General features: G+C 66.7%; 14 protein-coding genes. 7 read left to right on the top strand and 7 right to left on the bottom strand.

The window, feature by feature from the left end; translation table 11 throughout:
- Positions 1-15 precede the first annotated feature (15 nt).
- Genes AC5Y4D_RS23855 through AC5Y4D_RS23845 form a run of 3 tightly spaced genes read right to left on the bottom strand, consistent with a single transcriptional unit; the run spans position 16 to position 5,432 of the window.
- Positions 16-1,614, bottom strand: coding sequence for a GMC family oxidoreductase (locus AC5Y4D_RS23855; protein WP_500038381.1), 1,599 nt, complete (start codon positions 1,612-1,614; stop codon positions 16-18).
- Between the two features lie 48 nt (positions 1,615-1,662).
- Complete coding sequence (locus AC5Y4D_RS23850) at positions 1,663-4,284, bottom strand: AAA family ATPase (RefSeq protein ID WP_500038380.1); 2,622 nt, start codon at positions 4,282-4,284, stop codon at positions 1,663-1,665.
- Positions 4,281-5,432: a metallophosphoesterase family protein gene (locus tag AC5Y4D_RS23845; protein ID WP_499941133.1), complete on the bottom strand. Its 1,152-nt coding sequence runs from the start codon at positions 5,430-5,432 to the stop codon at positions 4,281-4,283. Before AC5Y4D_RS23845 ends, AC5Y4D_RS23850 begins: the two co-directional genes overlap by 4 nt.
- Positions 5,433-5,863: 431 nt before the next feature.
- Here AC5Y4D_RS23845 and AC5Y4D_RS23840 point away from each other — a divergent pair, with 431 nt between their 5' ends.
- Positions 5,864-6,370, top strand: a complete 507-nt coding sequence (locus AC5Y4D_RS23840; RefSeq protein ID WP_499941135.1) for a SixA phosphatase family protein — start codon at positions 5,864-5,866, stop codon at positions 6,368-6,370.
- On the opposite strand, the gene AC5Y4D_RS23835 is transcribed toward AC5Y4D_RS23840, so the two are convergent.
- Together AC5Y4D_RS23835 and AC5Y4D_RS23830 are read right to left on the bottom strand one after the other, a co-directional pair.
- Positions 6,367-6,909, bottom strand: a complete 543-nt coding sequence (locus AC5Y4D_RS23835; RefSeq protein WP_499990946.1) for a DUF3558 domain-containing protein — start codon at positions 6,907-6,909, stop codon at positions 6,367-6,369. The genes AC5Y4D_RS23840 and AC5Y4D_RS23835 overlap by 4 nt on opposite strands.
- The gene (locus AC5Y4D_RS23830) at positions 6,906-7,451 is read right to left on the bottom strand and encodes a DUF3558 domain-containing protein (RefSeq protein ID WP_499941139.1); all 546 of its coding nucleotides are present in this window, start codon (positions 7,449-7,451) and stop codon (positions 6,906-6,908) included. The genes AC5Y4D_RS23835 and AC5Y4D_RS23830 overlap by 4 nt, the downstream gene beginning before the upstream one ends.
- Positions 7,452-7,605: 154 nt before the next feature.
- On the opposite strand from AC5Y4D_RS23830, the gene AC5Y4D_RS23825 reads away from it, so the two are divergent.
- From AC5Y4D_RS23825 to AC5Y4D_RS23800, 6 genes are all read left to right on the top strand, one after another.
- Complete coding sequence (locus tag AC5Y4D_RS23825; protein ID WP_500038379.1) at positions 7,606-9,354, top strand: ABC transporter ATP-binding protein; 1,749 nt, start codon at positions 7,606-7,608, stop codon at positions 9,352-9,354.
- Positions 9,351-11,258 carry an ABC transporter ATP-binding protein gene (locus tag AC5Y4D_RS23820; RefSeq protein ID WP_500038378.1) on the top strand — a complete coding sequence of 636 codons (1,908 nt, stop codon included), beginning with the start codon at positions 9,351-9,353 and terminating at the stop codon, positions 11,256-11,258. The genes AC5Y4D_RS23825 and AC5Y4D_RS23820 overlap by 4 nt, the downstream gene beginning before the upstream one ends.
- Positions 11,259-11,756: 498 nt before the next feature.
- Positions 11,757-12,917 carry an ATPase/transcriptional regulator EmbR gene (gene embR, locus AC5Y4D_RS23815; protein WP_499941144.1) on the top strand — a complete coding sequence of 387 codons (1,161 nt, stop codon included), beginning with the start codon at positions 11,757-11,759 and terminating at the stop codon, positions 12,915-12,917.
- A gap of 228 nt (positions 12,918-13,145) precedes the next feature.
- Positions 13,146-14,954, top strand: a complete 1,809-nt coding sequence (locus AC5Y4D_RS23810; protein WP_499941145.1) for a serine/threonine-protein kinase — start codon at positions 13,146-13,148, stop codon at positions 14,952-14,954.
- A gap of 17 nt (positions 14,955-14,971) precedes the next feature.
- Positions 14,972-17,050, top strand: a complete 2,079-nt coding sequence (locus AC5Y4D_RS23805; protein WP_499941147.1) for an ATP-binding cassette domain-containing protein — start codon at positions 14,972-14,974, stop codon at positions 17,048-17,050.
- 140 nt (positions 17,051-17,190) lie between these two features.
- Positions 17,191-19,194, top strand: coding sequence for a serine/threonine-protein kinase PknH/PknJ (locus AC5Y4D_RS23800; protein WP_499941149.1), 2,004 nt, complete (start codon positions 17,191-17,193; stop codon positions 19,192-19,194).
- A gap of 12 nt (positions 19,195-19,206) precedes the next feature.
- On the opposite strand, the gene abmR is transcribed toward AC5Y4D_RS23800, so the two are convergent.
- Together abmR and AC5Y4D_RS23790 are read right to left on the bottom strand one after the other, a co-directional pair.
- Positions 19,207-19,758: an ATP-binding transcription factor AbmR gene (abmR, locus tag AC5Y4D_RS23795; RefSeq protein WP_500038377.1), complete on the bottom strand. Its 552-nt coding sequence runs from the start codon at positions 19,756-19,758 to the stop codon at positions 19,207-19,209.
- 255 nt (positions 19,759-20,013) lie between these two features.
- Positions 20,014-21,129 carry an adenylate/guanylate cyclase domain-containing protein gene (locus AC5Y4D_RS23790; protein ID WP_500038376.1) on the bottom strand — a complete coding sequence of 372 codons (1,116 nt, stop codon included), beginning with the start codon at positions 21,127-21,129 and terminating at the stop codon, positions 20,014-20,016.
- Positions 21,130-21,177: the final 48 nt, after the last annotated feature.

Raw genomic sequence — 21,177 nt, 5'->3', positions numbered from 1 at the left:
TCTCAAGCGCTCTGGTCACCCGCGGATCAGGTCCGCGGCCTTTTCTCCAATCAGCACCGACGGCGCGTGCGTGTGTCCGCGGATCGTGCTGGGCATCACCGACGCGTCGGCGACGCGCAGCCCGTCGACCCCGCGGACCCGCAGCTGCGGATCGACGACGCTGGCCTCGTCACTGCCCATCCGGCAGGTGCCCATCGGGTGGTACAGGGTGTGCGAACACTGGTTGAGCGCCGTCTCGAATGTCTCTTCGTTGAGCTCGGTGCAGTTGCGTGGTCGCACGACGGATCCGAGCACATCGCGCAACGACGGGGCTTGCGCGATCTCGGCGCAGATCCGCAGGCCCGTCATCATCGCAGCACGGTCCACGCCGCCGGGATCGGACAGATACCGGGGGTCGATGATCGGTTTGTCGTGCGGGTCGGCCGATCGCAACGTGAGCTGTCCGCGGCTTTCCGGGGCGACCAGGATGGGCCCGAACACCACGCCGTGCCCCGCCGCGGGCTGCAGCGCCTCGTCATAGAAGGGCGCCGGCGCGAAGATCAACTCCAGGTCCGGCAGGTCGAGGTCGGGCCGGCTGCGCACGAATCCGTAGGCTTCGCCGACGTTGGAGGTGAGCATGCCGCGCCGCCGCAGCAGGTAGCTGATCAGCTGCCTGGGCTTTTCGGCGGCGAACAAGCTGCCGTCGTCGACGTCGAAGCCCACCGGCGTCACCAGGTGGTCGAGCAGGTTCTGGCCCACTTCCGGCGCGTGATGGAGGGTTTCGATGCCGTGCTCGGCGAGGTGGTCCCGGTCGCCGATGCCGGAGAGCATCAGTAGCTGGGGGCTGTTGACGGCGCCACCGCAGAGCACCACCTCTTTGCGGGCGTGCACCACCGACGTGTGGCCGCCGCGCTGATATTCCACCCCGACTGCCCGGTTGCCCTCGAAGAGGATCCGCGTCGCGGTGGCCTCGGTGAGCAGGGTGAGGTTCTTGCGGCTCAGCGCCGGGGTCAGGTAGGCGTCTGCCGTGCTGTACCGGGCACCGCGGTGCTGCGTGACAACTGTCTCGCAAAAACCCTCGGGGGCAATGGAATTGGGCTGCACAGCCGGGTAGCCGCATTCCCGGGTGGCGGCCAGCCAGGTCGCGGTCAACGGCCGGGGGCTGCGCTGACGGGAGATGTGCAGCGGGCCGGTGACTCCGCTGTCGTCGCCGCTGACGAAGTGCCACGCCGCGCTGACGTTCTCGATGCGGCGGTAATACTCGAGGATCTCTGTCGCCGACCACTGCGGGTCAGCCAGCCTGCCCCACTCGTCGTAGTCGGCGCCGAAACCACGCACCCACATCATGGCGTTCATCGACGAGCAACCGCCGAGCACTTTGCCTCGCGGCCAATAGATCTGGCGTCCGTCGAGTTCGGGCTGCGGCTCGGTGAGGTAATCCCAGTCGACCTCGGTGCGGAACAGCTTGGAGAATGCAGCCGGGATTCCGATGAACCTGTTGGTGTTGCCGGGGCCGGCTTCCAGCGCCGCCACTTCGGTGCCCGGATCGGCACTGAGTCGGTCGATCAGGACAGCGCCGGCTGAGCCGGTACCGATCACTACGTAGTCGCGCGAAATGTCCCGCGAAATGTCCATTGTGCATCCCCGTTTTGGGCTGAGTTTAGGCTTCGGGCGGGCTCGGCACTACACATTGAGATCGATGCGATTCGCGCCGGTGACGCCGTCGTACCTGGTGGGACTGCACGTCAACACGATCACCTGCGCGTGCGCCCCAACGGTGTCGAATACCTGGCTCATCTTCGCCAACCGGTCCGGGTCGGTGAACCCGAGCGCGTCGTCGATCACCACGGGAACGCAGTCCTCCTTGGCGACCAGAGCCGCACCCGCCAAGCGCGCCAGAATGCCGAGCTGTTCCTTGGCTCCGCCCGAGAGCGACTCGTAGGGCACGGTGACGCCGTCCAGGGTGCGGCTCAGGATGCACAGGTTGCTGTCCACCTCGACTTCGAAGGTGGGTCCGAAAACCGGGCGTCCCAGCCGCTGCAGTTCGTTGCGATAGGGCTCGACGTAACGCAGGCGGGTGGTGTCACGGTGTCTGGACATCACCGACCGCAGCAGCTGCGCGGCCCTTGCCCGCTCGCCGATTCGGGCATGCTCGCTGGTCGCGTGCTCGAGTTCGGTCTCGGCGGCGTCGAGCTTGCCTTTCCGTCCCTCGCTGCGCAGCACCGCGAGTTCGATGCCGATCTTCTCCAGCGCGGCGACCGCGTCCTCGTGACGCTTGCGCAGGGTGCGCGATGCATCCGTCGCCTCGGCCAGTTCGGCGGCAATCGCGTCGGGCGCCGCGGCGGCGAGTGCCTGATCGAGTTCGGTCACACGCAGCTCGGCGGCTTGCGCCGCCCGACGCTCGCTGTCGGCCACCGAGGCGAGCACCTCGTCGCTGACCCCGGCCCGGTCTCCGGCGAGCCGGGCGGTCACCGCGTCGAGTTCGGTGCGTTGTGTCGCCGTGTTCTTCTGCAAATTCGTTGTGTGAGCGGTTATTTCGGCGCATTGACGGGCGGCGCTGGCAGCGGCCTGCCGCCGGGCGTCGCAATCAGCCTGGGCTGTCGCCCGGGCCGCATCGGCTTCGTCGCGTTCGGTCCTGGCGGTCACGGTGTCGATGGCGAACAGATCGGACTGCGTGGGTTGCCCGGCTTGCAGCTGCGCCAGCCGGGCACGAAGCGTCTCGGCTTGCTCGTCGCCGCACAGTCCGGTCAGCGTTGCGGTCAGCCGGTCGCGGCTACCGTGTAGTTCGCGACGGCGTTGGTCGAGCGCACGGGCCGCAGGCACATCAGCGGCACCGACCGCTTGCAACGCATCAGCCAGATTCCGTTGCGCGGCATCATATTCCGCCTGAATATCGAGCGCGGTGGCACCCGGAATGACCCGCGCCGTCAGCACGCCGGGGACCTCTATGTCGGTGGACTGGGTGGCGGTGATCGACCAGCTCTGACCCGAGGTCAGCGAAACCCGTTCGGCGCCGACGGTCAGCTCGATGTCGGATTGGGCAGTGAACTCCACGACCGCGGAGATCAACTCCAGCTGGCAGCCGGCGCGATCCACGGCGGCGGCCGCGGTGTCGATTCGTTGCAGGAGTTCGTCGGTGAGCACGATCGCGGACAATTCCTGGTCGATGCTCTCGAGTTGACCGTAGGCGTCGTCGATCCGGGCGAGTCGCCCGCGCAGCCGCTCGGCCTCTTCGCGTTCGGCGATGCGGTCGAGGTGACTTTGTGCGGCTTTGGCGCGATCTTGCGCTGCCGTGAGGGTCTGAGCCGCGGCGTCGGCGGCGGCTTCCAGCTCAGCTGCTGCGGCGGACGCCGTCGCCATCGCGGCCGCGGCTTGTTGCGCTTCAGCACTTACGGCAGCGACAGCTACTGTGCGGCTTTCGATTTCGGCGACCAACGCCAGCCGGCCCGCGTGCGCGGCCAACGATGTGGCACTGGTTGCGACGGCGGCGGCCGCGACCAGTTTGGCTTCCTTGACCTGGTCGGCCAGTGCGGTAACGCGATCCGCGGCGGCTTGCGCGCCGGCAAGGCGGGGCGCGGCGGCCTCGCACTGCCGCGACAATTCCGCCACTTGCCCGGTCAGCTCGGCGTGGCACCGCACCCGTTCGTCGACCTCGGCCATGGCCGACACACACTCAGCCACAACGACTTTTGCTTCGTCCAATCGCTTGACCGCGGCAGCCCACTGCCCGGTGGCGCGCCCGGTGGCGGTGAAATAGCGCGCACACTCGTCATCGATGCGCTCGACGAGCAGCGGCTCGGTGCCCGAAAGCGCCGCGCTGTCACCGGCAGCGATGTCGAGCGCCCTCGACAGCGCATCGCAGCCGGACAGCTCGACTGCCGCCGTCGAGGTCGCCTGCAACACCCGCTGGGCACGCCACAATTCGGTGTCCACCGTCTCGGCCAGCATCGCCCGAACCCGGTCGTGCGCGTCGTCACCGGTCAGTTGCTCGCGCCGCGGCGCCAGCACCGTCAACTCCGTCTCCGGTTTCTTGTGGAACCGCTTGCGGTAGACGAAACGATAAGGGCCGCTGCTGATCTCGGCCGTGACTTCGGAGCCGACGTCGGCGTTGGTCGGCTTGACCTGCTTGACGTCTTTCTTCGTCGAGCGGTCCTTGGATTCCAGCAGGAGGTCCAGCGCTTCGATCATCGACGACTTGCCGATTTCGTTGGCGCCGTGGACGACCACCACGCCGTGGTCGGGAAACCCGATCTCGCGGTGCGCGACGCCGCGGTAGTTGTTCATGACCAACCGGTGCAGTTTCATGCGGCACCCCGGTCGGCGAGGCGCAGCAGCAGCGCCAAGGCGGCCTGGGCATCCAGCGCCGTGTCCGAATCGCCTGCCCGAGCCGTTGCGATCAGCTCGTCGACCGCGGCGGCCGCGAAGCCGCCGATGCCCAGGTCGGCGAACTCGCCGTCCGCGGGCACGACCGCGAGGTCGGTGTGACTCTCCCAGGGATGCAGCCAGGCAAATAGCCGGGAGTACCGGTCCAGGCTGGCATCGAGTTTCGCGCGGTCGGTGACCGTCAATGAGCCGGTGAGCGCCACTCGCACCACAGTGCGTTCCTTGTCGGTCATCAGGTCCAGGTTCAGGTCGAGGTCCGCGATGTCGCGGCTGTTGTCGACCTGGCGGTGCAGCGTGATGAACCGCCACCGGCCGACGCGACGGGCCTGGACACTTACCGGACGCCGCGGGTCGGTTTCGCCGATGTCGACGACGAGCACATGACCGGGGTCGGGCTCGACGTCGTCGTAGTTGGTGACCTCCGGCGAACCCGAGTACCAGACGCGGCCGCTGCGGCCGACCTCGGTGCGTGAATGCTTGTCGCCAAGGGCGACATAGTGAATCGTGCTGTCGGACAACGCCTTTTCGACGCCTGCCAGGCGGATCAGCGACGGCTTGTCGCGGTCCGGGTCGAGAATGTCGACACCGCCGTGCGCGACCAGCACGCGGGTGGCGTCGCCGGCGGGCAGACCGTCGAGCACCTCAGCGACGAGGTCGGTGGTAGGCACTTTGGAGCTCCACGGGGCCGCGACGATCTCCAGTCCCGGCCGGACTTGGTGAATGCCAGCCCGGTCGAGCACCTTGACGTTGTCCGGGCATTCGGCGGTGAACAGCGGACCGGTGTAGACCGACGATGCGTCCAGCGGGTCGTGGTTGCCGGGCAGCAGATAGACCGGAATCTTGATGGCGCGCATGGCTTCCAAGGACTGGCCGATCACCTGCGGTGCCAGTTGGTTGTGTTCGAAGACGTCGCCGGCTACGACGACGAACTCCGCACCCACTTCGACGGCCAGCGCGCCGAGCCCCGCCACCGCATCACGGCGAGCCGCCGAATAACGAGGCTGGGCATCGCCGGCCAGGAAGTGTCGCGTCATGCCCAATTGCCAGTCGGCAGTGTGCAGGAACCGCATGTCGGGGACCCCCTTCCGGAACCGTGATTTCCAAGGCACCGCGAGTGTAGGTCGGAGCTCCGACAAGTCCGGGGAAGTCGACCGGCAGGTCTGAACGGGAGTCCATGGATGACGCCCGATCCGACCCAGTTATCCAGAGTTCGACGTTTATCCACATTTTCGCTTCACGGTCGACGACGCGTCGGTGCCCGGCGATATCATTCGAACATGTTTTCGAATACCCGTGAGGATTGGACGGCGGCGTTCGATGCGCTGCGGGACGCGGTCTCGCGGGTGGTGTCGTTGAGCGCCGAGCCACTGACGACTCCGGAGTGTATGGGTTTCGCTGAGGCGTTGGATCAACTCCTTCCACCACCCCGAGAAACTGCTGATACCCGAAGACGACGAAGACCCGTAGCGCCGGCGCTGATCTGGTGGCTAACGTGTGTCCGGTGACAGGACGGCAGCTCACTCTCGTGCTGATGCGGCATGCCAAGTCGGACTACCCCAGCGGAGTGGCCGACCACGACCGGCCATTGGCGCCGCGGGGCCGGCGCGAGGCAGCGCTGGGTGGCGACTGGTTGCGCGCCAACCTGCCCACCATCGACAGGGTGCTCTGTTCAACCGCTACCCGTGCCCGGGAAACGTTGACATGCACCGGAATTGAGGCCGGGGTCAACTATGTAGCTCAGTTGTACGGCGCGACCCCGGGAACGCTGATAGAGGAGGTGAACAAAGTCGACGAGGCCGATGTCAGCACCCTGCTCGTCGTCGGACACGAGCCGACGATCTCGTCGGTGGCGCTGATCCTTCACGACGGCGACAACAATATCCAGGCGGCGGAACGCATTTCGGAGAAATACCCGACGTCGGGGATCACCGTGCTGCGCGTCCCCGAACGGTGGGCAGAGCTGGAACCCGGGAATGCCGCGCTAGTCGAATTCCATGTGCCGCGTTAGGCGTTCGTCGCCAGCGTCAGTTCCATCAGCTTGATCGCCTGCCCGCATGCGTCGATGCCGGGTGCCTGCGGGTTGACCCACCAGCCGACCACTCCCGCCGCGTCGCTGGCGACACCGCAGGCGCCGTTGGGATCGTTCGGCCGCATCACGATGGAATCGATGCCCTGGATGGAGCGGGTCTCGATCTGGTACTTGAGCCCCTCGGCGACCTTGCGTTCGTTGCTCAAGCTGCCCTGCTCGAACCAGAACCGGGTGATGTCGATCAGGCCGGCCGGATTGGCGGCCTGCCACCGGCAGATCGCGCCGACGAACGTGCTCTGAATGTCCAGCGGATCGGCGCCGACGGTCTTGGCCAGAATGTCGGTGGTCAGCACCTCACATTCCTTGAGCAGGTTCGGGTACTGCTTCTCGGAGTTGTCATTGCGCGGGACACCGGCCCCGCCCGCCTTGACCGCCGTCCCGTCGACGGACCGGGAACAACCCGTCAGCACCGCCAGCACGGCCAGCAACGCCGCGCCGAAACGCATCCACCTACTCATTTGGAGTTCGCAATCGACTGCCGGGTCAGTTCCTTGGCGATGTCGCAGGGCGGCGGGAACGGCTTCTGGCTGAAGCTGATCGACCATTCGATGAAGTCGTCCTGGAACTGGATGCCGACCTCACACAGCGAGTCACCCAGACTGGGCTCGTTGCCGACGGCGATGAAGCCGCTGTGACCGTTGATGTTGATGTCCTCGACACTGGCACGCGAGAGTTCCTCGGTCTTGCGTTCGCGCCCGATCGGGCTGCCGCGATACCAGGAGAAAGAGAAGTGCGGGCCCGAGATCCCGCCGCCCGCCAGCCACTGACATCCCACCGAGTTCTTGGCGGTGTTGATCAACCCGGTGATCCGGGTCTGCTGAGTCACCGTTTCGTCAGTGACACCGCCGCATTGCGGGAAGAACGGCCCGTGCTTGCCGTCGTTCTTGCCCGGCGTCGAGGAAATCGTCGCACCCGGCTTGTTATCTCCGGAATCCGAACACCCCGCAACACCGAGAATGAACGCGATCGCGGCCAAGCCCGCCACGAGTCGCGTCGCCAAATTACGCCGCACCGCTACCTACCTGCTGCCGCTCCACACGATGCACTGTAGCCGCAGCCCCGTAGGTCAACCACCGACACGCCATCTGAGCAGGCATTTCGGACTTACCGGCGACAGCGGTACCCGCACCCGGCGGGTGTGCGACAGTTACCCCATGCTCCTGGCACTGCTGCGCCAGTACATCCGGCCTTATCGTCGGCTGGTCGCGGTGTTGATGGCGCTGCAGTCGATCAGCACCCTGGCATCGCTGTACCTTCCGACGCTCAACGCGGCGATCGTCGACGACGGCGTCGCCCGAGGTGACACGGCCACCATCGTCCGGTTGGGCGTGCTGATGCTGATGGTCACCGGGCTGCAGGTGCTGTGCGCGGTGGGAGCCACCTACTTCGGCTCCCGGACCGGGACCGGGTTCGGCCGTGACCTGCGCGCGGCGATGTTCGAACACGTCATCACCTTCTCCGAGCACGAGACGGCCCGCTTCGGTGCGGCGACGTTGTTGACCCGAAGCACCAACGACGTCCGGCAGATCGTGTTCCTGGTCCAGACGGCGGCTACCGTCCTGGTCACCGCGCCGATCATGTGCGTCGGCGGTGTCGTCATGGCCATTCACCAGGAGGCCGCGCTGACCTGGCTGCTGCTGGTCAGCGTGCCGGTCATGGCGACGGCCAATTACTGGATCATCTCCCACATGCTGCCGCTGTTCCGCAACATGCAGCGCCTGATCGACGGCGTCAACCGGGTGCTGCGCGACCAGCTGTCCGGCGTCCGGGTGGTCCGGGCGTTCACCCGCGAACAATATGAGCGCGAGAAGTTCGCGCGGGCCAACCGGGCGTTATCCAATGCCGCTCTGGGCGCAGGGAATTGGCAAGCGCTGATGCTGCCCGTGACCACCCTGACCATCAACCTGTCCAGCGTCGCGCTGATCTGGTTCGGCGGTTTGCGCATCGACCAGGGCCAGATGCAGGTCGGGTCGCTGATCGCCTTCCTGTCGTACTTCGCCCAGATCCTGATGGCGGTCCTGATGGCGACCATGACGCTGGTCGTGTTGCCGCGCGCGTCGGTGTGCGCCGAGCGCATCACCGAGGTGCTGTCCAGCGCACCTGCGGTCCGCGACCCCCAGCATCCCGTGTTCCCGCCGCAGGGGATCACCGGCGCGATACGCCTGGACGGCGTCACCTTCAGCTATCCGGGAGCCGATTGCCCGGTGCTGCAGAATATTTCGTTGACCGCACAGCCCGGCACCAGCACCGCGATTGTGGGCAGCACCGGCTCGGGCAAGTCGACATTGGTGTCGCTGATCTGCCGGCTCTACGACGCCACCGACGGTGCGGTGCTCATTGACGAGATCGACGTCCGCGACTATCAGACCGAGCGACTCTGGTCGGCGGTCGGCCTGGTACCGCAGCGCGGCTTCCTGTTCACCGGCACCGTCGCCGACAACCTGCGTTACGGCGCGGCTCCAGGACAGGCAGTGGGCGACGAGGAAATGTGGGAGGCACTGCGCATCGCTGCCGCCGAGGACTTCGTGCGACCGTACGGGTTGCAGATGCGCGTGGCGCAAGGCGGGATGAACTTCTCCGGCGGGCAGCGCCAACGACTGGCGATCGCGCGCGCTGTCATCCGCCGCCCGGCCATCTACCTGTTCGACGACGCGTTCTCCGCGCTCGACGTGCACACCGATGCCCGCGTCCGGGCCGCGCTACGCGAAGAGGCGGCCGCTGCCACGATGATCATTGTCACACAACGGATTTCGACGGCTGCCCAGGCCGACAAGGTAATCGTCGTCGACAACGGCAGGATTATCGGCACCGGAGACCACGAGTCGCTGCTGGCCGACTGTCCCACCTACGCCGAGTTCGCCGCATCCCAGGCGGTGGGCGCCGAAGCCGGGAGGGCGCAATGACAGCGCCGATGAACGCCCGCCCGCGTGGTGCCGCCCCCGCCCCGCCCAACATGCGGTCCCGGGACTTCTGGGGATCGGCGGGGCGACTGATCCGGCGACTGTCCCCGCATCGTCGACTCAGCATCGCCGTCGTCGTGCTGGGTGTCGCCGGCACCGCCGTCGGAGTCGCGGTTCCGCGCATCCTCGGCCACGCCACCGACCTGCTGTTCAACGGCGTGATCGGCCGCGGTCTGCCGGCCGGCACCAGCAAAGCGCAAGCGATTTCCGCTGCCCGCGCCCGCGGTGACGACGCCTTCGCCGACCTGCTGTCGGGCATGAACGTGGTTCCGGGCACCGGCGTGGACTTCGGTGCGGTGCTGCGGACTTTGGCGCTGGCTCTGGTGCTGTATGTGATTGCCGCCGCGCTGATTTGGGGCCAGGCGCGACTGTTGAACAGCACCGTGCAGAAGACCATCACCAGCTTGCGTGCGGATGTCGAGGACAAGATGCACCGGCTGCCGTTGTCCTACTTCGACCGGCAACAGCGCGGCGAACTGCTCAGCCGGGTGACCAACGACATCGACAACATGCAGTCGTCGCTGTCGATGACTATCAGCCAACTGGCGACATCAGTCCTGACGGTGGTGGGCGTGTTCGCCATGATGCTGTGGATCTCACCGCTGTTGGCGGTGATCACCGTGCTCACGGTCCCCCTCTCGCTGCTGGCGACGCGGGCCGTCACCCGTCGTTCCCGGCGGCTCTTCCTGGCTCATTGGACCAGCACCGGTCGGCTCAACGCGCACATCGAAGAGACCTACAGCGGCTTCACGGTGGTCAAGACGTTCGGACACCAGGCGGCCGCGCGGGAACAGTTTCGTCGCCTCAACGACGACGTCTACCAGGCCAGCTTCGGTGCCCAGTTCTTCTCCGGCCTGGTCGGACCGGCAACGGGATTCATCGGCAACCTCGGCTACGTCGCGGTGGCCGTGGTGGGCGGCCTGCAGGTGGCCACCGGGCAGATCACGCTCGGCAGCATCCAGGCATTCATCCAGTACGTCCGGCAGTTCAACAACCCGATCGGCCAGGTCGCGGCGATGTACAACACCCTGCAGTCCGGCGTGGCCAGCGCCGAACGCGTCTTCGACCTGCTCGACGAACCCGAAGAAAGTCAGGACCGCCAGCCGATTTCGCCCGCCGCGCCCGACCGCCGCGGCAAGGTCGAGTTCCAGCACGTGAGCTTCGCCTACCACCCCGGGCACCCGGTGATCCACGACCTGTCGCTGGTCGCCGAACCGGGCAGCACGGTGGCCATCGTCGGACCGACCGGCGCCGGCAAGACCACGTTGGTGAACCTGTTGATGCGGTTCTATGACGTCGAGTTCGGCCGCATCCTGCTCGACGGAATCGACATCGCCGCACTGGACAGGCAGGCGCTGCGCTCGCGTATCGGCATGGTGCTGCAGGACACCTGGCTGTTCGACGGCACGATCGAGGAGAACATCGCCTACGGCCGCCCGGAGGCCAGCCCGGACGAAGTGGTCGCGGCCGCCAAAGCGGCCTACGTCGACCGGTTCGTCCACACGCTGCCCGCCGGATACCAGACCCGGATCAGCGGCGACGGCGGCAACATCAGCGTCGGCGAGAAACAGCTCATCACGATCGCCCGCGCTTTTCTCGCCCGCCCTCAGCTGTTGATCCTGGACGAAGCGACCAGTTCGGTCGACACCCGGACCGAAGTGCTGATCGCCGCTGCGACCCGCGAACTTCGCCGCGACCGGACGAGTTTCATCATCGCCCATCGTCTTTCGACAATTCGAGACGCCGACCAGATCGTCGTCGTCGAGGCGGGTCGGGTCGTCGAACAAGGTAGCCATGCCGAACTGCTGGCACGCCGGGGCGCCTACTACGAGATGACGCGGGCCTGAGCGTCGAAAGCTTGCCGAACAACCGGGTTCGGTTGTGACTGTCCCGGGCGGCGCTGGCTCTGCAGGACCTATGCTCAAGGCGGCAACCGACGTGATACGCAATGTCACCGGAATACACGGATTTGTGTTGCGACGGCGCTGTGTTAACCCTCGCCGGTGTTGAATGCCAGCACTTTTCAGCAGCACACGCGTCGAACCCGTCCATTCGGCCCGCACCAGACGAATCTCGTTAGCGGTCAGCAGGATTCGAGGGGAAGGCAAATGATCGTCTTGCCAGAACCGGCATTTCGGCTACTCCGGTGACCCGGCATGGCCGGCCTGTCCGGTCGCATCCGCAGAAAACGGGTGCGGCTGGATGCGCGAACTTCGCCGCGAAATGCCCCACAATGACAGGACCCAGTGAAACGATCCACGAAGGCCGAGACAAAATGATCAGGAAGGGCGCCGAATCGGCACCTTGCTTTTCGGAAGGCACCGGAATGCCGCGGAGGACCCGGAATGGCTGGTAGCGCGATGGTGGACAAAAGTCTCGAGTTCGGTGTGCTCGGACCGCTGGAGATGAAGATCGACGGCACATTGATCCCGTTGGGCACTCCCAAGCAGCGCGCGGTGCTGGCCACGCTGGTCATCAACCGCAACCGGCCCGTCGGGGTCGATGCGCTGATCACCGCACTCTGGGAAGAGTGGCCGCCGTCGGGCGCGCGGGCCAGCATCCACTCCTACGTGTCGAATCTGCGCAAGCTGGTCAGCGGCGCCGGTGTGGACCCCCGGGTGGTGTTGGCGGCCGCCCCGCCGGGGTACCGGCTGACCATCCCGGAGAACACCTGCGATCTCGGGCGGTTCATCGCCGAGAAGACTGCGGGTGTGCACGCCGCGGCGGGCAGCCGGTTCGAAGAGGCCAGCCGGCACCTGTCGGCGGCGTTGAGTGAATGGCGCGGGCCGGTGCTCGACGACCTGCGGGACTTCCAATTCGTCGACTCCTTCGCCACTGCCCTGGTCGAGGACAAGATCCTGGCGCACACCGCCAAGGCCGAAGCCGAGATCGCCTGCGGACGAGCCTCCGGTGTGATCGCCGAGCTCGAGGCGCTGACTGTCGAGCACCCCTACCGGGAACCTCTGTGGGCACAGTTGATCACCGCCTACTACCTGACCGACCGTCAATCCGACGCGTTGAACGCCTACCGGCGGGTGAAGACGACACTGGCCGACGACCTGGGGATCGACCCGGGTCCGACCCTGCGTGCGCTCAACGAGCGGATCCTGCGCCAGGAGTCCCTCGACACGAAGAAGAACGCCAAAGTCACTGCCGCGGCGACCGTCACGGCGCTCGACCAACGCACACTGGCCGCCGGGCAGAAGGTCTTGGCGTACCTGCACGACACCGCCACCGGTCACGATTACCAACTGCGCTCCGCGGCAACCCGGATCGGTCGGCTCAGCGACAACGACATCGTGCTGGACAGCGCGAACGTCAGCCGTCACCACGCGGTCATCGTCGACACCGGCACCAACTTCATCATCAACGATCTGCGGTCCTCCAACGGAGTACATGTGCGCCACCAACGGATCCGCGTCGCTGCGACGATCGGCGACGGCGACCACATCCGGATCTGCGATCACGAATTCACCTTCCGGATCGCCGCGCACACGCAGGCCTGACGATCTTGCAAAGTTGCGAATTACGCTGGCGGGCAACGGGATTGGCAAGCGTTGTCGACAAAGGACTACCCGGGCGGCCAGGCGTGTCGTTGCTGCGACGATCCCGTCGGTCTGCTGGTCGGCAACGCCCGGGCTCACGGCTGCTGGACTCGGTGTTCGCGCTCGATGCGATACCTGGAAGCTGTTGGTAGTGTCGGCGGGATTCGGGCTTTCTGAGGAGGATCAGCGATGAGCGAGGCACCAGACTCGCGGGTGGGTTCGATGTTCGGGCCCTACCACCTCAAGCGGTTGCTGGGCAAAGGCGGGATGGGTGAGGTCTACGAGGCCGAACACACCGTCAAAGAGTGGACTGTCGCCGTCAAGTTGATGACGGCCGAGTTCAGCAAGGACCCGGTCTTTCGCGAACGGATGAAGCGCGAGGCGCGCATCGCCGGCCGCCTGCAGGAACCGCACGTGGTGCCCATCCACGACTACGGCGAGATCGACGGGCAGATGTACCTCGAGATGCGCATGATCGAGGGCACCGACCTGGACAACATCCTCAAGCGCTTCGGCCCGCTGACCCCGCCGCGCGCGGTGGCCATCATCACCCAGATCGCCTCGGCACTCGATGCCGCGCACGCCGCGGGCGTCATGCACCGTGACGTCAAGCCGCCCAACGTGCTGGTCACCCGCGACGACTTCGCCTACCTGGTGGACTTCGGCATCGCCAGTGCCACCACCGACGAGAAACTCACCCAACTGGGCACCGCGGTGGGCACCTGGAAATACATGGCGCCCGAACGCTTCTCCAACGACGAGGTCACCTACCGCGCCGACATCTACGCGCTGGCCTGCGTGCTGTTCGAATGCATGACCGGCGCCCCGCCGTATCGCGCCGACAGCGCGACCACGTTGGTGACGGCCCACCTGATGGACCCGATCCCGCAGGTCAGCGCCGCGCGGGCGGGTATCCCGAAAGCCTTCGACGCCGTCATTGCGCGCGGGATGGCCAAGAGGCCCGAGGACCGCTACGCCAGCGCCGGCGACTTCGCCCGTGCCGCCCACGACGCGCTCAGCGACCCCGACCAGGACCACGCCGAGAACATCCTGCGCAAGAGCCGGGAATCCACGCTGCCGGGCACCGCCGCGGTTTCGGCTCCGCAAGCCCTCACCGGCAGCCCGCCGCCGGGTGCCCCGGCGCAGTATCAACCGCCGCCCGGCTACAGCGAACCGCAGGGTCAGCCGGTCGCCAGTGGGCCGAGCTGGACCCCGGGCGTCGGCCCCAGCCAGGCGCCGAGCGGTCCCATTTCGGGTCCGAGCGGTCCCACCCCCACCCCGGCGTATTTCCAGAGCGGAGGCTGGGGCGGCACCGGCGGCACACCCCCTCCGAGTGGACCAACCCCCTGGAATCAAGGCGGTCCGCCACCGGGCAAGAAGCGCAGCCCCTGGCCGTACGTGGCCGGCGCCGCCGCCCTGGTCGTCGTCCTGGTCCTCGCCGCTGTCGGCCTCTGGATGGCCTTGGGTTCCGACGACACCCGAAAGGCTGATGACACCACGACGTCGCTGACATCCAGCTCCGCAGCCCAGTCCACCTCCATCAGCCAACCGTCGTCCGCGACCAATACCCCGCAGGCCAAGCTGCTCTCGATGCTGCCACCCGGCTACCCGTCCGGGGTCTGCAAAGCGACCACGCCCAAGCCGAACAGCGTATGGACCGGCACGGTGGCGATGGTCGACTGTGGGCAGAACAGCAACTCCGGCGGTCCGAGCCGGGCGATCTACGGGCTGTTCCCGACCGTGGACGCGCTCAAGCAGGCTTTCAATGACGACGTCTCCGCGGTGCAGTTGGCCAACTGCCCAGGTGAGGGACCCTCTCCGGATGGCTGGCACTACGACCGGGATCCGTCGGTGACCGCCGGGATGATCGCGTGCGGCACGTACAAGAACCACCCCAACCTGATCTGGAGCAACGAGAGCAAGCTCATGCTCAGCGACGTGTTCGGGGACCCGGCCACTCTGGAGGACCTGCACAACTGGTGGGCCAAGTACGGCTGATCGGAACGGGCTGACATATGAGCCGGCCGCCGGGTTCTGCCGGCGACGGGTCACGGATCGAAGATGCCACCAGCACCGTGACCCCGGTTCCGCCAGCGCCGCAGCCGTCGGGCACGTCGACCGAGCGCACGCCGACGGCCGTGCACGCCATCGATCAGGTCGCGGTCACCATCGGGCGCGCTCCGGACAACACCGTCGTGCTGCACGACTTGCTGGTCTCGCGGCGCCACGCCCAGCTACGCCGTTCGGGTAGCCAATGGGAGCTGGTCGACAGCCACAGCGCCAACGGCACCTACGTCAACGGCAACCGCATCACCCGCGCGGTCATCGGACCCGACGACATCGTCGGCATCGGCCACCAACGGCTGCGGCTGTCCGGCGACCGCCTCGTCGAATACGTCGACACCGGCGACATCTGCTACGAAGCAGTCAACCTGCGTGTGGCCACCAAGAACCGAATCCTGCTCGACGATGTCAGCTTCGTGCTGCCGCAACGCAGCCTGCTGGCCGTGGTCGGACCATCGGGGGCGGGAAAATCCACTCTGCTCGGGGCGCTGACCGGATTTCGTCCCGCCACCGGCGGCACCGTTCGGTACAACGGCCGCGACCTGTACGACAACTACGAAGAGCTGCGCCACCGCATCGGTTTCGTCCCCCAGGACGACATCCTGCACACCGCGCTGACCGTGCGCCGCGCGCTGGATTACGCTGCGCGGCTGCGCTTTCCGCAGGATGTCGACGCCCGGGAACGTCAGGACCGTATCGACGAGGTGCTGGCCGAACTGGGTTTGACGAGCCACGCCGACCAACGCATTGACAGCCTCTCGGGCGGCCAACGCAAACGCACCAGCGTGGCCCTGGAACTGCTGACCAAACCGTCGCTGCTGTTCCTGGACGAACCCACCTCCGGGCTGGATCCGGGCTACGAGAAATCGGTCATGCAAACCCTGCGCACGCTGGCCGACGACGGACAGTCAGTGGTGGTGGTCACCCACAACATCGCGCACCTGAACATGTGCGACCGGCTGCTGGTGCTGGCGCCCGGCGGCCGTCTGGCCTATTTCGGCCCGCCCCAGCAAGCGCTGGCCTACTTCGACTGCACCGACTTCACCGACCTGTTCATCCTGCTGGAAAACGACAAAGACACCGATTGGACCGCCCGCTACCGAAAGTCGCCGCTGTACGGCGCCTCCGCTCCCCAAACTCCCGAGCAACCCGGTGCCCCCGCCGTCAGTACCGGCAAACCCAGGGCGCAACAGAACCCGGTGGCGCAATTCGCCATCCTGTGCCGCCGCTACTTGGCGGTGATCACCGCCGACCGCCAGTACGCCCTCTTCCTGCTCGCCCTGCCGGTGCTGCTCAGCCTGTTCGCCTATGCCGTCCCCGGCGGCGCCGGACTGTCACTGACCAAAGCAATCGAGAAGTCGTCCTCTCAACCCGGCCAGCTTCTGGTGTTGCTGATCATCGGCGGCGCGCTGATGGGTTGTGGCTCCTCGATCCGCGAAATCGTCAAGGAAGAAGCGATTTATCGGCGCGAGCACGGCATCGGCCTGTCCGCCGGCGCCTACCTGGCTTCCAAACTCACTGTCCTCGGTGCGATAACCGGCACGCAGGGTCTGCTGCTGGGGTTGTGCGGGGTCGCTCTGCTGCCGCCGCCGGACCAGTCGGTGGTCTTGCCGTGGCCGCGACTGGAAGTGGCGGTCGCGGTGCTGGCCGTGACGGTTGTGTCGATGATGCTGGGTCTGCTGATATCGGCGCTGATCGGACACGCCGACCGTGGTATGCCGCTGCTGGTGCTGGTGGTGATGGCCCAATTGGTGCTGTGCGGCGGCATGTTCGCGGTCAAGGACCACGTCTTGCTGGAACAGCTGTCCTGGCTGTCACCGTCGCGGTGGGCCTACGCGATGGCCGCGGCCACGGTGGATCTGAACGACCTGCGCCGCACCGTCGGCGGCGACCGGGATCCGTTGTGGACTTACAGCGTCAGCAGCTGGTCGATCGCCGCGGCGGTATGCGCCGTGCAGGCGGTGGTGTTGGTGACCTGCACAGCATGGCGGCTGCGCCGTCTGGGCCCGCAGCGTCGCACCCGCAAGTGAGTCAGATGTGCTTGAGCACGAATGGAACCCCGCCGACGGCTGAGAAGACGACAGTCGCGTCCCAAGGGAATTTGTTTGGCGTTTCGCCTGAGAGTTGTTGATAGTGTCGGCGGCATTGGGCTTGATTGGGAGGATCAGCGATGAGCGACGCGCAGGGCTCACGGGTGGGTTCGATGTTCGGGCCCTACCGCCTCAAGCGGTTGCTGGGCAAAGGCGGGATGGGTGAGGTCTACGAGGCCGAACACACCGTCAAAGAGTGGACCGTCGCCGTCAAGTTGATGACCGCGGAGTTCAGCAAGGATCCGATCTTTCGCGAGCGGATGAAACGCGAGGCGCGCATCGCCGGCCGATTACAAGAACCCCACGTGGTGCCCATCCACGACTACGGCGAGATCGACGGCCAGATGTACCTCGAGATGCGCATGATCGAGGGCACCGACCTGGACAACATCCTCAAGCGCTTCGGACCGCTGACCCCGCCGCGCGCGGTGGCCATCATCACCCAGATCGCCTCGGCGCTCGATGCCGCACACGCCGCGGGAGTCATGCACCGCGACATTAAGCCGCCCAACGTGCTGGTCACCCGCGACGACTTCGCCTACCTGGTGGACTTCGGCATCGCCAGTGCCACCACCGACGAAAAACTCACCCAACTGGGCACCGCGGTGGGCACCTGGAAATACATGGCGCCCGAACGCTTCTCCAACGACGAGGTCACCTACCGCGCCGACATCTACGCGCTGGCCTGCGTGCTGTTCGAATGCCTGACCGGTGGTGCGCCATATCGTGCCGACAGCGCCGGCATGCTGGTCACCGCGCACCTGATGGATCCGATCCCGCAGGTCAGCACCATTCGCGCGGGTATCCCGAAAGCCTTCGACGCCGTCATCGCGCGCGGGATGGCCAAGAGGCCCGAGGACCGCTACGCCAGCGCCGGCGACCTGGCACTGGCCGCCCACGAAGCGCTCAGCAACCCCGACCAGGACCACGCCGACAAGATCGTGCGCCGCAGCCAGGAAGCCACCCTGCCCGGTCCCCCGACTGTGGTCCCCCCGACCATGCCGGCCGGTGCCGTGGGGTCCCCGCCCAAGACCCCGCCGCCGCGGTCGACCCCACCCCCGACCACCCCGCCGCCGGGGCCCCGCCCACAGCCGCCGAACCCGCAATACGCAGGCGGTTCCGGCCCGTCGGGGCCGATACCGCAGCAGCGACCGGCCTCGCCCGGGTGGACACCGGCGAGCGGCCCGATCTCCGCGCCGACCCCGTCGTTGCAGAAACCTCAGCACTACCAGGGCGGCGGCTGGTCCGGTGGTCCACCGAGCACGCCGATACCGCAGCAACCCTCCGGCCCCGTCCCCGCCGGCCCCGTCCCCTCCGGCCCCGTCCCCTCCGGCCCCGTCCCCTCCGGCCCCGTCCCCGGCTGGCACCAGGGGCAGCACCCGCCGGCACCCCGCAAGCGCAACCCGTGGCCCATCGTGGCGGCCGCCGCGATCGTGCTGGTCGTCCTGGTCGTCGGCCTGATCATCTTGGTCATCCCGGATTCGTCAAAGCCCAAGCCGAAACCGCCCATCTCCGAAGAACGGCTGAGTTCTCTGTTGCTGAGCTCTTCGGAGATCAACTCGATAATGAGTTCTTCGACCATGCAACCGGGTAAGGCGATCACCACGATGGACAGCTCAGCGGTGACCCTGTCCGACCCTGACTGCCAGGGTGCGATGTACACCAGCCAGGGGCCGGTCTACGCCGGATCCGGCTACACGGGACTCAACGGGCTGATCCTGTCCGAACCGGGTGACAACAACGACCACTGGGTCAACCAGGCTGTGATCGCGTTTCCGACCGCCGACAAGGCGCGCTCGATCCTGCAGGCGCAGCTGACCAAGTGGAAGGCGTGCGCAGACAAGACAGTCACGGTCACCAACAAAGGCAAGACCTACCGGTGGACCTTCGCCGACGTGCTGGGCGCCGTGCCCAAGATCACGGTGCTCAACACCCAGGAGGGCGCCAACGGCTGGGAATGCCAGCGCGCGATGGCCGTGGAGAACAATGTGATCGTCGACGTGAACGCCTGCGGCTTCCGGATCACCGACCAGGGCGGCGAGATCACCGACAGAATCGTCGCGAAGGTCGAGAAAGAGAAGTAAGCCGGGAACGTATCAGCGCAGGTCTGGTCCCTGCGCACGGAGATCGTCGACGGCCGACATGGCCGAGCGCAGCTTGGCCAGCCATTCCTCGGTGTGCTCGCCGACTAGTCTGACCGACCATGCCAGGGCGTCGGCACGAGAGCGTGCCACGCCGGCATCGACCAGGGTGTCGAGCACCTGGCGTTCGGGTTGTCGAAGGCGCGTCATCACCGGAACGGCGATGTGGGTGAACAGCTTTCGTTCACCGTTCACCTCTACGCCCCACGACACCTTGCGCCCGTAGCGGCCCTGGGCCTCCTCGGCGATGGCCATTCGTTCCGAGCGGGTCTCTTCGCGGAACCGCGAAGCGCGGCCTTCGGCCCGCGCGGCGCTCTCGTCGACTCCGGCGAGCTTTCCGACCACCGTGATTTCCTCTCGGTCGACCACCACCGAGGGATCCCCGTCGAACCAGGTCTCCGGGACGCGCCCGGCGAACCATTCGGCCGCACCGGTGGCGTCGGGTTGGTCGGCCTGTTGCCAGCCGCCGGGGCGACCGTGCCGGCGCCCATGATGATGAAGATTCATGATTACATGATTACACCTTTGCACCGTTACGCCAGCCGGTTTCGCCGCGGGCGAACTCAACCGCACCGGCCATAGCCGACGCTGGACCGGCGAAAACCGTTGCTATCAGGCATTTGCAGTTGTATTTTTGATACCGAAGCAGGCCCGGAAGTGACCGAATCGCAAGAGCCGGAAGAGGGGAAATCCCGGCCGCGGCCGACCCGCGTAAGACGGAGTCAGCACGCCCCCAGAGTCACGCCGGGCCTGCCCAATGCGTTATGACGTTCGCCGAACCCGATACAGCTTTGTCTCGTTCTTGATGCCCTTGAGGCGTCGCGCCCCGGCAAAAGACCACTCGAACCCCACCTCATCGGACGTGGCTGCCAGCGCGTCGCGCACCGACTCGGCGACCAGGACCGTACCTGGCCGCGCAGCCCCGGTGACGCGGCTTGCGGTGTTGACGGGACTGCCGAACCAGTCGCCGGCCCGGCTCACCGCCATACCGGCGGCCGCCCCGGCGCGGAGGCGCGGAAATTCGTCGTCGGTGTCGATGACCTCGACCAGCTCCAGCATGGTGCTCAGCAGCGGCGCCGGCTCGGGGCAGACCAGCATCACCGCGTCGCCGATCGTCTTGATGAAGCGCACGGGCGGAGCGGTCAGATCGCGCGCCCGTTCGGCCAGCCTTCCGGCGAGGTGGCCCAGCTCCTCGGCCGAGACCACCTCACCCAGCTTGGTGAACCCGACCAGGTCGGCAAAGGCGACGGTGACCGAACGCGCGCCCGGCAGCGGCTGACCGGCGGCCCGCTCCCCTGCGTTGACGGCTTCGGTCTCCATCATGTGCCGCAACTGCATGAACAGCATGTCTTCGATCATCGGTCCGAGCAGCGGCGCGATCTGGCTGATCAGCGCCTTGGAAGCCATTGCGATCTGCACTTCGCTGAGCCCGGGACGCATGATGGCCGACAGCGCGGTGTAGCGCATCACCTCGGCGGCGTGCGACAGACCTTCGGCGAGTACGCGCACCACGGCTACCACTTGATCGGGCGGTAACCCGAATTCGATGAATCGCTGCGCGGAGGCGGCGGCCTCGACGTCGGCTCGCATGTGCACGACGGCGTCCGGGTCGTCCACCCGGGCCAGGCCGATGGCGCGTTGGACGCGTTGCAGCAGTTCGAGATCGATGCCGTGGCTTTCGCTGACCTCCCGGCTGGACACGTAGGTGCCGTCGTCGCCGATTAGGTGCCGGCTGGCCAGCAACAGCGGCGGGGTGGTCGACCGGATCTCCTCGGCGCTGATGTCCTGCTCGAGCAACCATTCGATCAACTCGGCCCGCTCCGCGCGCTGCGCGCCCTCCAACCCGGCGAGCAGGTCATCGTCCACCGGGTCGGCCATGGGGCCAACGTATAACGAAGGTCTGCGATCCAGCCCGGCCCACGCGGT

The sequence above is a fragment of the Mycobacterium sp. NGS67 genome (assembly GCF_059812185.1).
This window is presented reverse-complemented; position numbering and strand designations above follow the sequence as displayed.